This window comes from Paraburkholderia hiiakae, assembly GCF_904848665.1.
In the GTDB taxonomy this organism is placed as follows: Bacteria; Pseudomonadota; Gammaproteobacteria; order Burkholderiales; family Burkholderiaceae; genus Paraburkholderia; species Paraburkholderia hiiakae.
On sequence record NZ_CAJHCQ010000002.1, the window covers coordinates 527387 to 539864 of the forward strand.

Consider the following 12478-nt stretch of genomic DNA (forward strand, 5'->3'; position numbering starts at 1 on the left):
ATGGCGTTCGACAAGGTTCTCATTGCCAACCGCGGCGAGATTGCGTGCCGCGTGATCCGCACGCTCAAGCGTCTGGGCATCGCGTCCGTCGCTGTGTATTCGGAGGCGGATCGCCACGCCATGCACGTCATGCTCGCGGACGAAGCCATCTGCATCGGGCCCGCGCCCGTCGCGCAGAGCTATCTGAACGCAGAGGCCATTCTCGCGGCGGCGCGGCGCACCGGCGCGCAGGCGGTGCATCCGGGCTATGGCTTTCTCTCCGAGAACGCCGCGTTCGCGGGCGCGTGCGAGCGCGCCGGCATCGCATTCATCGGCCCGCGCGCCGAACAGATGACGGCGTTCGGCCTCAAACACACCGCGCGCGAAATCGCGCGCGCCAACGAAGTCGCACTGCTGCCCGGCACGGGCTTGCTGCCCGACGTGGCGGCGGCGCTCGAAGCGGCGCTCGCGCTCGGCTACCCGGTGATGCTCAAGAGCACGGCGGGTGGCGGCGGTATTGGCATGTCGCTGTGCCGTGATGCCGCGCAACTCGAAGCCGCATTCGCCTCTGTTGTGCGGCTTGGCGAGAGCAATTTCGCAAACGCGGGCGTGTATCTGGAAAAGTTCGTCGAACACGCGCGCCATATCGAAGTGCAGGTGTTCGGCGACGGTATGGGTAACGTGATCTCGCTCGGCGAGCGCGACTGCTCGGTGCAGCGGCGCAATCAGAAGGTGATCGAGGAAACGCCCGCGCCGGGCTTGACCGACGACGAGCGCCGCGCATTGCACGCCACGGCCGTGCGCCTCGCGAAAGCGGTGAGCTATGCGAGCGCGGGCACGGTGGAGTTTGTGTTCGACACGCAAACCCGCGCGTTCTACTTCCTCGAAGTGAATACGCGGCTCCAGGTGGAGCACGGCGTGACGGAAGAGGTGTACGGCGTCGACCTCGTGGAATGGATGATCCGCCAGGCCGAAGGCACGCTCGCGCCGCTCGATACGCTCGCACCCGTCAATACGCTCGCGCCGCGCGCGGCGAGCATTCAGGTGCGCGTCTACGCCGAAGATCCGAACCGCCAGTTCCAGCCGAGTTCGGGGCTACTCACACATGTGGCGTTTCCCGCCGAAGCGCGCGTGGACACGTGGGTCGACGCGGGTACCGAAGTCAGCGCATTCTACGACCCGCTGCTTGCGAAGATCATCGCCACGGGCGAAACGCGCGAAGCGGCGCTCAGGAAACTCGGTGACGCGCTCGCGCGCACGCAGCTTTACGGCATCGAGACGAACCTCGATTACCTGCGCGCAATCGTTGGCTGCGCCACGTTCGTGGCCGGCGAGCAGACCACGGGCTTTCTCGGCCGCTTCCTGTTCGCGCCGCACACGATCGACGTACTCGACGGCGGCGTGCAGACCACCGTTCAGCAAACACCTGGCCGCCTCGGATACTGGGACGTGGGCGTGCCGCCCTCAGGCCCGATGGACGACCGCTCGTTCAATCTCGCCAACGAACTGCTCGGCAACGCACCCGATGCGGCGGGGCTCGAATTCACGATGGTGGGCGCGACGCTGCGCTTCAATACAGAAACGCTGTTCGTGCTGGGCGGCGCACCGCTTGCCGCAACGCTGGACCGCGAGCCGGTGCCGTACTGGCAGGTGGTGCGCGCGAGCGCGGGCATGGTGCTCAAGCTCGGGGGCGTGACGGGCGCGGGTGTGCGCGCGTGCCTCGCGGTGAAGGGCGGCCTGCAGGTGCCCGACTATCTAGGCAGCAAGGCGACCTTCACGCTCGGCCAGTTCGGCGGCCACGCGGGCCGCGCGCTGCGCAAGGGCGATGTGCTGCATCTCGCGCCACTTGCTGGCAAGGGCGCAGCGAGCGAAGTGGGCGCGCGGCTCGCGGCCGCTCGCGTGCCGGCGCTCACCCACGAGTGGGAGCTGGCGGTGTTCGACGGCCCGCACGGCGCGCCCGACTTCCTCACGCGCGCAGACATTGCGATGCTCTACGAAGCGCGCTGGACCGTGCACTACAACTCGAGCCGAACGGGCGTGCGCCTGATTGGCCCGAAGCCGCAATGGGCGCGAGCGGACGGCGGAGAGGCGGGCCTGCATCCCTCCAACATCCACGACAACGCCTACGCGATCGGCGCCGTGGACTTCACGGGCGACATGCCCGTGATTCTCGGCCCGGACGGCCCGAGCCTGGGCGGCTTCGTGTGCCCGGTCACGGTGATCGGCGAGGAGCTATGGAAGCTCGGTCAACTGCGCCCCGGCGACACGGTTCGGTTCGTGCCCGCGGCGCCTGCGGGTGGCGCCGCTGTGAACGGGAATGCGCGCGAATGCGTGCTTTATCGCGACGAACAGGCGGGCGAAGGCGTAGGCGTGGTCTATCGGCGCTCGGGCGACCGCAACCTGCTGATCGAATACGGCCCGTCCGTGCTCGACCTGAAGCTGCGCTTTCGCGTGCATGCGCTGATGAACTGGCTCGAAGCGCACCGCCTTCCCGGTATCGTGGATCTCACACCGGGCATCCGTTCGCTTCAGGTGCATTTCGATCCCGCGGTGCTCACGCTCGACAAGCTGATCGCACATCTGAAGGATGCCGAATTAATGCTGCCCGCCGTCGATGCGATGCGCGTGCCGAACCGCATTGTGCATCTCCCGCTTTCGTGGGACGACCCGTCCACACGCGTGGCCATCGAACGCTACATGCAGTCCGTGCGCCCCGACGCGCCGTGGTGTCCGAGCAATATCGAGTTCATTCGCCGCATCAACGGTCTTGCTGGCATCGACGACGTGAAGCGCATCGTGTTCGACGCGCGTTACCTCGTGCTCGGCCTCGGCGACGTCTATCTTGGCGCTCCTGTCGCGACGCCCGTCGATCCGCGCCACCGGCTTGTCACCACCAAGTACAACCCCGCGCGCACGTGGACGCCCGAGAACGCCGTGGGCATCGGCGGCGCGTACATGTGCGTGTACGGCATGGAAGGCCCCGGCGGCTATCAGTTCGTGGGCCGCACCGTGCAGATGTGGAACCGCTATCGCACGACGACCGAGTTCGCGCCGGGCAAGCCGTGGCTACTGCGCTTCTTCGACGAAATCCGCTTCTTTGAGGTGAGCGAGGCCGAACTCGCGGAGTGGCGCAGCGAATTCCTCGCGGGGCGCCGCAGCCTGCGCATCGAAGAGTCGGTGTTCGACCTCGGCGAATACGAGCGCTTCCTGCATGACGAGGCGGAGTCGATCGCCGCATTCAAGACGACTCAGCAAGCCGCGTTCGAAGCCGAACGCGAGCGCTGGCGCGAAGCGGGTCAGGCCGAGTACGTGGCCGAAGGCGCGGCGGACGAAGCCGCAAGCGCCGTGCGCGCCGCCGAATCTCTAGCCGACGACTGCCGCGCGATTGGCGCCGATGTATCGGGCAGCGTGTGGAAGCTGCTGGTTGCCGCGGGCGAGTGCGTCGAAGAGGGCCAGGACGTGGCGATTCTCGAGTCGATGAAGATGGAAGTGACCGTGACCGCGAGTGCGGCCGGCGTGATCGACGCGCTCGATTGCGCGGCCGGCGACGCTGTGGTGGCGGGCCAGCGCTTGATGGTGATCCGTGTGGTATCCGAAGCATCGGGCGATACCGCACAAGCCACTGCCGTGAGCGGCGAGGAGGCCGCATGCCAATGAATCCGCATAACGACGATCTGCCCATGAACATCGAGTCGCTACGCGCGCGCTATCTGCAAGGCAACCTCACGCCGGCGCAACTCGTCGAGCGCATTGCCGCGCGTACCGCTGGTGACGATCCGCATCGTGTCTGGATACGCGCGCTCACGCGCGACGAGATGATGCGTTACGCAGAGGCGCTGGCACAGCGCGATCCCGCCACGCTGCCGCTGTACGGCGTGCCGTTTGCGATCAAGGACAACATCGACCTCGCTGGCGTACCGACCACCGCGGGATGCCCAGCGTATGCGTATACGCCGGCGCGCAGCGCACCCGTGGTCGAGCGCCTGATCGCTGCGGGCGCGATTCCCGTGGGCAAGACCAACCTCGACCAGTTCGCGACGGGGCTCTCGGGCCAGCGCTCGCCCTATGGCGCGTGCCGCAATGCGCTGGACCCGGAGTACGCCTCGGGCGGTTCGAGCTCGGGCTCGGCCGTGGCCGTCGCGCTCGGCCTCGCCGCGTTCTCGCTGGGCACCGATACGGCGGGCTCGGGCCGCGTGCCGGCGGCGTTTCACGGTCTCGTGGGCCTCAAGCCGACCAAGGGCGTGCTGAGCACGCAGGGCGTGGTGCCCGCGTGCCGTTCGCTCGACTGCGTCTCGATCTTCGCGCATTCGGCGAACGACGCCCAGCGCGTGTTCGAGTGCGCGCGTGGCGTAACGCAAGGCGATCCGTATGCACGCGCCTGGCAGCCGAGCGGTCGCGAGCGCGCGACGCTTGGGGGCGTGCGCTTCGGCGTGCCGCGTGCGACGCAGTTGAACTTCTACGGTGACGCCTCGTATGCGGCGGCGTTCGACGTAGCGCTCGCGAAACTGCGCGCGGCCGGCGCCGAACTCGTGGAAATCGATTTCGAACCGTTCCTCGCCACGGCGCGCCTGCTCTACGAAGGCCCGTTCGTGGCCGAGCGTCTTGCCGCCATTCGACCGTTCTTCGAGGCGCAGCCCGAGGCGCTGCACGCCGTCACGCGCGAGATCCTGGGCGGCGCGGTGCGCTGGAGCGCGGCCGACGCCTTCGCGGCGCTCGACCGTCTCGCGTCGCTTCGTATGGAAAGCGAACGCGTGTGGCCGCAGATCGACGCGCTCGTCACGCCAACTTCGCCCACGACATCCACGATCGCCGAACTCGAAGCGGACCCCATCGGCGTGAATGCACGCTTCGGCTACTACACGAACTTCGTGAACCTCCTCGACCTGAGCGCGCTCGCCGTGCCAGCGGGCGAGTGCGCAGCGGGCCCGCACGCGGGCAAACCGTTCGGCATCACGTTCGTCGCTCGCTCACACGACGACGCGTACCTCCTCGACCTGGCCCGCGCGTGGCTGGGCGAGCGCGAGCGCCCGGTGTCGCCGCCCATGCAGGACGGCTCGCAGGCGACGGTGCAGGCCAGCTCGCAAAACGAAACCGGGAACGCCGAAGCATGAAACCCCACGCCATTACGTCAAGAAAACCGTTGCACCTTTACTCCTGGAGATTCGCCATGAAGACGACGCACGTTCCGTTTGCAATCGACGCAGGCGAGGCACGCCACGCAAAATCCGCCGCACCGCTGCGCCGTTGGGCGCTGGGCGCCGCCACCGCGCTCACACTGGCCACGGGCCTGTTCGCAGCCGGCGTACAGGCCGCGAATGCCGCGCCGCTACGCATCGGCTATAGCGACTGGCCGGGCTGGGTCGCGTGGCAGGTGGCAATCGACAAAGGCTGGTTCAAGGAAGCGGGCCTCGACGTGAAGTTCGACTGGTTCGACTACACGGCCTCGATGGATGCGTTTGCGGCCAACAAACTCGACGCCGTGCTCGTCACCAACGGCGATGCGCTCACGATGGGCGCGAACGGCGCGAAGAACGTGATGGCGCTCATCACCGATTATTCGAACGGCAACGACATGGTCATCGCCAAGCCGCCCGCACGCAAGATCCAGGACCTCAAGGGCAAGAAGATCGGCGTGGAATTTGGCGTGGTCGATCACCTGCTGTTGCTCGACGCGCTCCAGCGCGCAGGCATGAAGGAGGGCGACGTCACGCTCGTGAACGCGAAGACCAACGAAACGCCGCAGGTGCTGGCTTCTTCCGACGTCTCGGCCGTCGCCGCATGGCAACCGAACGCGGGCGAAGCGCAGCGCGCGGTGCCCGGCGCGCGGCCCGTATTCACCTCGGCCGACGAGCCGGGCCTCATCTACGACGTGCTCGCCGTGAACCCCGTGAGCCTTGCGGCGCACAAGGCCGACTACGAAAAGCTCGCGAAGGTCTGGTACCGCGTGGTGAAGTACATCGACGACCCGGCCACGCAGCCCGACGCCGTGAAGATCATGGCCGCGCGCGTAGGTCTCACGCCGGCGCAGTATTTGCCGCTGCTCAAGGGCACGAAGCTGCTCACGCTGCCCGAGGCGCAACAGGCCTACGTGAAGGCCGACGGATTTCGCTCGCTTTACGGTTCGAGTCATACCGCCGACGCGTTCAACGTGAAGTACCAGGTCTACAAGACCTCGCAGGACGTGAACGCCTATGTGGACCCTTCGCTCACCAGCGCACTGAAGTAAGGCGGCGTGCGCCGACCGTCGTCATACAGGGCCTGTTATTAGCGTGAACAGGCCCTGGCAGGGCAACGTCAAGGAGAACATCATGGCCGAAATCAGCCAGACCGGATGGTTTGCCGTACGCCGCGAGCTTTCGCCGCGCGGCAAGTGGATGTTGGGCATCGGCTCGTTTCTGTTGCCGGTGCTCGTGTGGTGCGTAGTGAGCTACGTGCCCTTCGTCTGGCATTCGCAGATGTTGATCAGCCAGCCGGGCAGCGTGGACTATTTCCAGCCCGGCATGCGTGTGGACAAAGCCGTGTTCGCCGACGAACTCGACCATGCGCGCGAAACCCACGCCGCGCTACCGGCGGGCGTGCCCGCGAACCCGGTGTATCTGCCCGCGCCGCACGAGGTGCTGCGCGCGTTCTACACCGCGTTCACGACACCGCCCGTCGCTCAGGACGGCGTATGGCTGCACCAGAGCCTCTGGCACAGCGTGCAGATCATCTTCTGGGGCTTCGTGGTCTCGTCGCTGATTGGCGTGCCGCTCGGCGTCGTGTGCGGAACCTATAGCGTGCTCGCGCGCCTGCAGGAGCCGTTTTTCGAGTTCTTTCGCTATTTGCCGGCACCCGCGTTCGGCGCGCTGATGGTGGCCGTGCTCGGCATTTACGACGCGCCGAAGATCGCGATTATCGTGATCGGTACGCTGTTCCAGCAGGTGCTCATCATTGCCAACACCACGCGCAAGCTCGAATATGGCCTGCTCGAAGCGGCGATGACGCTCGGCACCACGCGACTGAAGCTGCTCACGCATGTTGTCGTGCCCGGCATTCTGCCCGATCTCTATCGCGACCAGCGCATCCTGCTCGGCTGGGCGTGGACCTATCTGATCGTCGCGGAGCTCGTGGGCACGAGCTCGGGCATCACGTGGTACATCACGCAGCAGGCGCGTTATCAGCACTTCGATAACGTCTACGCCGCGATCATGATGATCGGCATCATTGGCTTGGGCACCGATCTTGTGCTGGCGTTCCTCGGTCGCAAGCTGTTTCCGTGGGATCGGACGCTTAAGGCCTGAGGCCTGGCGCAATCGCCTGCATTCGTTCGCAACGACACGCCTTTTGAAACGCATTCTGAGTCTTCAAGGACCGCATCATGTTCAATCCGCAAACCGTTCCCGACTATCTCCTGCAGTCCGATGCGGTGCGTGCGCGCTTCGAGCGGCTGAAAGCGCGCGAGCCGATCCTCGAAGTGCGCAATCTCACGAAGCGGTTCGTGACGCCCCAAGGCGAGCACACGGCGCTCGCCGATGTGAGCTTCACCACGCACCGGCGCGAGTTCGTGTGCGTGATCGGGCCTTCGGGCTGTGGCAAGTCCACGCTGATCCGCATTCTCGCGGGCCTCGAAGCGCAAACGTCGGGCGAGGTTCGCGTGAATGGCAAGACGGTGAGCGGCCCCGGCGCCGACCGCGGCATGGTGTTCCAGGGCTATACGCTCTTTCCGTGGCTCACGGTGAAGAAAAACGTGATGTTCGGACTGCGTATGAATGGCCAGGGAAAGTCGGAGGCCGAGCGCGAGGCGCTGCAATGGCTCGACCTCGTCGGCCTGGAGCCGTTCGCCAACGCATATCCGCACCAGCTTTCCGGTGGCATGAAGCAGCGCGTGGCGATCGCGCGCGCGCTCGCCAATCGGCCCGGCATCCTGTTGATGGACGAACCGTTCGGTGCACTCGATGCGCAGACGCGCTCCAAGATGCAGGCGCATCTGCTCGATATCTGGCGCAACGTCGACATTACGATCTTTTTCATCACGCACGACCTGGACGAGGCGATCTACCTGGCTGACCGCATCCTCGTGCTGAAGGCGCATCCGGGCCAGGTGCAGGAGTTGATCGAGGTGCCGGTGCCGCGTCCGCGCGGCTACGCACAGTTCAATACGCCCGAGTTCCTTGCCACGCGCGCGCGTCTCGACGCGCTTATTCATCCGCCAACGCAGGATGAACCGGAGGACGAGGCGCGCGTGCGCCCGCACATGATTCGCCTCACGGACGTGAACGACACGGTGGAATGAGCGTGAGGTGGGCATATGGCCCCACGCCGCTAGCCGCAGCCGTCATATCACGTAACGGGCCAGACGAGCGTGACTATCGGCGCGCGGCGTCATGGAGCCATAGGTCAGGCGGCAACAGGCGTGTGGTGTTCCCGCTTGCCGGCATGATGCTTGACGGTCTGCCGGTGCACGCCGGCCGTCGAACCTGTCCGGTACGATGCGAACTGCACCCTGACGCGATGCGACCGCGCCAGCACCGAATGGTGATGATGCAGCCGGGTGCTGGCGTAATAGTGCGGCTCGACGACGGGCGTCTCGTCGCCATTCAGCCATCGGCGTATTGTGACGAGATCGGTGGAGCGCCCCCACGATGTTTTCGAGCCGAGGAGCGCAATCATCACCTGGCCGTTCGGCATGTTCGCATCGACCACGATGCAGCGCCCCGCCTCGCGGATATAGCCGGTCTTTGCGACCAGAACGTCCCAATCGGCCGCGCGGACTATCGGGTCGGTATTGTGATAGAACCTCGTCCTGCTGCCGATCTCCTCTTCATAGCGGGGAAGTGTGGTGTATTCGCTGATCAACGGATAGTGCGCCGCCGCTTCCGCCATCTTCACGACGTCGCGTGCCGTCGAGAGATTGTCCGGCGAGAGTCCGGTTGGATCGTCGAAGTGCGTATTGGCCATATGCAGCGCGCGCGCCTTTTCATTCATCTTCTGGATGAACGCAGGCTGGCCGCCCGGGAACGCACGAGACAGCGCGGACGCCGCGCGGTTTTCGGACGACATGAGCGCTAGGCGCAGCATCTCTCCCCGTTCGAGCGAGGCACCGATCGGGATGCGGGACCCCGAGTGCTTGAGCCGATCGATGTCGTCATCGTCGACTGTCACCGTGTCTCCCAGCGGCTGGGCGCTGTCCAGCACGACCATTGCCGTCATCAGCTTGGTGAGGGATGCGATCGGCTGGAGGTCGTCGGCGTTCTTTTCCAGCAGGACCTCGCCGCGTCCGACGTCGTACACGATTGCGCTACGTGAATAAAGGAACGGCGCTTCGGCCCACGCGACGAACGGCGCAGTGGCGAGCAGTAGCGCGCTGAGGAAGTTCTTCATGGCGTTCACACCTTGGGACGGCAATCAGGTGATGGCGGGTCCGACGTGCTGGATTGTCCCCAACAACTAAACTGTAGTTGCTCATTGCAGGAATGAGTGTGTGGAAGAAGACGGAATTTTTTTCCCGGGATGACCATTCACACGCGAAGTGACAGCCGCGTGTCGATCCACAACCGCCTGACACGCCTTTCCGGCGAATGTCCGTCCTTCCGTTGATCCCCGACGGGAACCGGCGTTGACCGCTCCCCATATTTACGACGCTCGATGCGTCATATCCGGTCAGCCCAGGCTAGACAACCCACCTCACGCTCCCTTCGAAATCCATGGCCCATGCTCGATAGGCATGCCCCCCAGCCCAGCAAGTATTTTTCCCATCCGCGTCGGTCGCTTACATTGCCTTCCAGACGGCCCCGATACGCGAGCGCCATGACGGCAACATCGAATCGCGTGAGGGTCATTCTTGTTTCGAATAGCGGATGACGCGTCCGCATAAGGAGAACATCGATGAGCAACTTCAACCACCAAACAGCGCCGACGCAATATGTCGAAGCCAACGGCGTTCGCTTTGCCTATCGCCGTTTCGGAAAGCGAGGCACCGTGCCGGTTGTCTTCAATCAGCACTTCACCGGGACAATGGACTATTGGGACCCTGCGGTGACAAACGGCATCGCCATGACACGTGAAGTGATCCTGTTCAACAATGCGGGTATTTCGAGTAGCTCCGGCGAGGTCCCCACAACGATTCAGGAGATGGGCGCGAATGCGATTGCCTTCATCAAAGCGCTGGATCTCAGCAGGGTTGACGTTCTCGGCTTCTCGATCGGCGGCATGGTTGCGCAGGAAATCGCACTCCAGGCGCCGGCGCTCGTGCGTCGCCTTATTCTGGTCGGCACCGGCCCTCGCGGCGGGGAAGGCATTGCGCCGATGACTGAAGCCGCGGCGGCGATCTTCGCTGCGGCCTACGATCCGCCCGAGCACCTGTGGCTAGCGGTTCACTTCGCGCCGTCAAGGACGAGTCAGGCTGCTGGGCTGGCGTTCCTTCACCGAAAGCATTTGCGTCAGGAAAATCGCGACCCAGAAGTCAGCGACAAGGTGGCACCGGCGCAACTGGAAGCGCTTGGGAACTACGGCGTTCAATTCGAAGGAGTGCTCAACTACCTGAAGGAAATCAACCAGCCGACGCTTATCGTGCAGGGCAACAACGACGTCATCGCTCCGACTGTCAACTCGTACACGATGCAACAGACCATGCCGAACGCTCAATTGATCCTGTACGAAGACTCGAACCACGGGTCCTTCTATCAGTTTCCCGAGCGCTTCGTTAGTCAGGTGGAAGTATTCCTTTCGGAGCCGGACAGCCGCGTCTAACTTGCCGTATCCAGGTTGCGTGCGAGTTTTGTCGTCTGATCGTTGACGATTCAAGCGGTGCGCGCGCCTGAGCGGCGGGCATCGACTTTTCGAGCGCGCTGGCATAATCGAGCAGCGTGTAACGGACGGCGAGCAGGAAGCCGTCGGGTTCGGCGCGCTCGATCGCACGCTCGTGCAGGGTTATCGCGAGCGTTATCCGCAGGTCGAGCTGGAGTTGAACAGCAATGAGGGCATCATCGATCTGCTGGAGCGGCGCACTGATGTGGCGATCCGCATTGGCCGGCTCAAGGACTCCACGCTGCATAGCCGGTTGGTCGGCAATAGCCGCGTGCGGGTGCTCGCGAGCCCGCAGTATCTGGCAGCGCGTGGGCGGCCCGCGCGGGTGGCGGATCTGGGCAAGCACACGCTGCTAGGCTTTACCCAGCCCGAAGCGCTTAACGTATGGCCGCTCACGGGCGCCGATGGCGAGCCGCTGCGCATCGAGCCGGACGTGTGGTCGTCGAGCGGCGAGACCTTGCGGCAACTCGCGCTCGCGGGCGTGGGTATCGTGTGTCTTTCGGACTTCATGACGGCGCAGGACCGCGCGCACGGCAGCCTCGTGCAGGTGCTCCCGCGCCAGACTCAGGACGCGCGGCAGCCGATTCACGCCGTGTACTACCGCAACACGGCGATTTCGGCGCGCATTGTGTCGTTCGTCGATTATCTGGTCGAGGCCGTGCGCGCCACGGAGTTCGGCGGCCGGGCGCCGCGCCGGGGCGCCTGAGTGGAGGCTGGCGTTAGCGCGGCTTCAAAACCGTCGTCATATATTCCGTAGCGAATTCGATAAATGCTTGCACGCGCAACGGCAGCCGCCGTTGCACGGGATAGACGATTTGCGCGGCGAGCGGTTTCGCCTGCCATTTCGGCAATACCCGCACGAGGCGGCCCGACATCAGATCCTCCTCGACCAGCCATTCCGGCAACACGGCCAGCCCCAACCCCATGCGCGCGGCCTCGCGCATGCTCGTCACTCCTTCCGAAATCATCACGGGCTCGATCTGCAGCGTATGCGTCGCTGCCTCCGAATACAGCGTGACATCTCTCGAGCCGCCGAATTGCCGGCTCGAAAGCGCGATCCACGGTAAGGCCCGGAGATTTTCCGGCTTGCTGACGAACTTGTGATCCTTGAGGAAGGCGGGCGAGGCAACCGGATAGCGCCGGATCTCGCCCAGCGCGCGCGCAACGACGCGATCGTCAGTGAGCGCCCCTGCGACGATGCCGGCGTCGCAGCCCTCTTCGATCATATGCAGCGGACGGTTCGAATACGCCAGTTCCATTCTCACCGCCGGGTGCGCCTGGATAAAACTGCTGATCATCCGGCTGACCACGGACTGGCCAAAGTCGATCGTGGAAAACACGCGGATATTGCCGCTCAGCGCGCTCTGGTCGCGCCGCATGCGCTGCTCGGACTCCTCGGCTAGCGCGAGCAGCGCCTGCGCGTCGGCAAGGAACTGGTGGCCCATGTCGGTGAGGCTCATGCGGTGCGTGTCGCGCCGCAGCAGCGCCGTGCCGCATTGATCTTCGAGCGAGCGCAACTGGCGGCTCAGCGTGGGCTGACTTAGATTCAGCTTGCGCGCCGCAGCGGAGAGGCTGCCACTCTCCACAATGGCAACGAAGGCTTGCAGCAGACTGAGGTCGTTGAAGATGGTCATACGTGGAAAGCATAACCGATATTCTGGTTATGCGGCTACCGTTGAGCGTTGTCTGGAGGGAAGATGCACCCATCGCATCA

Annotated in this window: 8 protein-coding genes and 2 pseudogenes; 7 read left to right on the plus strand and 3 right to left on the minus strand. The window is 64.7% G+C overall.

What is annotated here, in order from left to right; genetic code table 11:
* From uca to JMY28_RS06340, 5 genes are all read left to right on the plus strand, one after another.
* The gene (gene uca, locus JMY28_RS06320; RefSeq protein WP_201695024.1) at positions 1-3636 is read left to right on the plus strand and encodes an urea carboxylase; all 3636 of its coding nucleotides are present in this window, start codon (positions 1-3) and stop codon (positions 3634-3636) included.
* Positions 3627-5090, plus strand: a complete 1464-nt coding sequence (gene atzF / locus JMY28_RS06325; protein ID WP_201695025.1) for an allophanate hydrolase — start codon at positions 3627-3629, stop codon at positions 5088-5090. The genes uca and atzF overlap by 10 nt, the downstream gene beginning before the upstream one ends.
* A 56-nt stretch (positions 5091-5146) precedes the next feature.
* A complete protein-coding gene (locus JMY28_RS06330) occupies positions 5147-6205 on the plus strand; it encodes an ABC transporter substrate-binding protein (protein WP_201695026.1) in 1059 nt (352 codons plus the stop codon).
* Positions 6206-6287: 82 nt separating this feature from the next.
* The gene (locus JMY28_RS06335) at positions 6288-7259 is read left to right on the plus strand and encodes an ABC transporter permease (protein ID WP_201695027.1); all 972 of its coding nucleotides are present in this window, start codon (positions 6288-6290) and stop codon (positions 7257-7259) included.
* Between the two features lie 77 nt (positions 7260-7336).
* Positions 7337-8251 carry an ABC transporter ATP-binding protein gene (locus JMY28_RS06340; protein WP_201695028.1) on the plus strand — a complete coding sequence of 305 codons (915 nt, stop codon included), beginning with the start codon at positions 7337-7339 and terminating at the stop codon, positions 8249-8251.
* 104 nt (positions 8252-8355) lie between these two features.
* On the opposite strand, the gene JMY28_RS06345 is transcribed toward JMY28_RS06340, so the two are convergent.
* The gene (locus tag JMY28_RS06345; protein ID WP_201695029.1) at positions 8356-9339 is read right to left on the minus strand and encodes a D-alanyl-D-alanine carboxypeptidase family protein; all 984 of its coding nucleotides are present in this window, start codon (positions 9337-9339) and stop codon (positions 8356-8358) included.
* A gap of 504 nt (positions 9340-9843) precedes the next feature.
* Between JMY28_RS06345 and JMY28_RS06350 the strand changes: the two genes are divergently transcribed.
* Positions 9844-10707, plus strand: coding sequence for an alpha/beta fold hydrolase (locus JMY28_RS06350; RefSeq protein WP_201695030.1), 864 nt, complete (start codon positions 9844-9846; stop codon positions 10705-10707).
* Positions 10708-10768: 61 nt separating this feature from the next.
* Here the strand turns inward: JMY28_RS06350 and JMY28_RS38865 are convergent.
* Positions 10769-10879, minus strand: a pseudogene (locus JMY28_RS38865) (aldo/keto reductase); the annotation flags it as partial.
* Here JMY28_RS38865 and JMY28_RS06355 point away from each other — a divergent pair.
* Positions 10877-11470, plus strand: a pseudogene (locus JMY28_RS06355) (LysR substrate-binding domain-containing protein); the annotation flags it as partial. The pseudogenes JMY28_RS38865 and JMY28_RS06355 sit on opposite strands and share 3 nt — an antisense overlap.
* A gap of 13 nt (positions 11471-11483) precedes the next feature.
* Here JMY28_RS06355 and JMY28_RS06360 read toward each other — a convergent pair.
* Positions 11484-12398: a LysR family transcriptional regulator gene (locus JMY28_RS06360; protein WP_201695031.1), complete on the minus strand. Its 915-nt coding sequence runs from the start codon at positions 12396-12398 to the stop codon at positions 11484-11486.
* Between the last annotated feature and the right edge of the window lie 80 nt (positions 12399-12478).

Coding starts and splice junctions, on each gene's coding strand:
- uca (WP_201695024.1), top strand. CDS start 1: ATGGCGTTCGACAAGGTTCTCATTGCCAACCGCGGCGAGATTGCGTGC.
- atzF (WP_201695025.1), top strand. CDS start 3,627: ATGCCAATGAATCCGCATAACGACGATCTGCCCATGAACATCGAGTCG.
- JMY28_RS06330 (WP_201695026.1), top strand. CDS start 5,147: ATGAAGACGACGCACGTTCCGTTTGCAATCGACGCAGGCGAGGCACGC.
- JMY28_RS06335 (WP_201695027.1), top strand. CDS start 6,288: ATGGCCGAAATCAGCCAGACCGGATGGTTTGCCGTACGCCGCGAGCTT.
- JMY28_RS06340 (WP_201695028.1), top strand. CDS start 7,337: ATGTTCAATCCGCAAACCGTTCCCGACTATCTCCTGCAGTCCGATGCG.
- JMY28_RS06345 (WP_201695029.1), bottom strand. CDS start 9,339: ATGAAGAACTTCCTCAGCGCGCTACTGCTCGCCACTGCGCCGTTCGTC.
- JMY28_RS06350 (WP_201695030.1), top strand. CDS start 9,844: ATGAGCAACTTCAACCACCAAACAGCGCCGACGCAATATGTCGAAGCC.
- JMY28_RS06360 (WP_201695031.1), bottom strand. CDS start 12,398: ATGACCATCTTCAACGACCTCAGTCTGCTGCAAGCCTTCGTTGCCATT.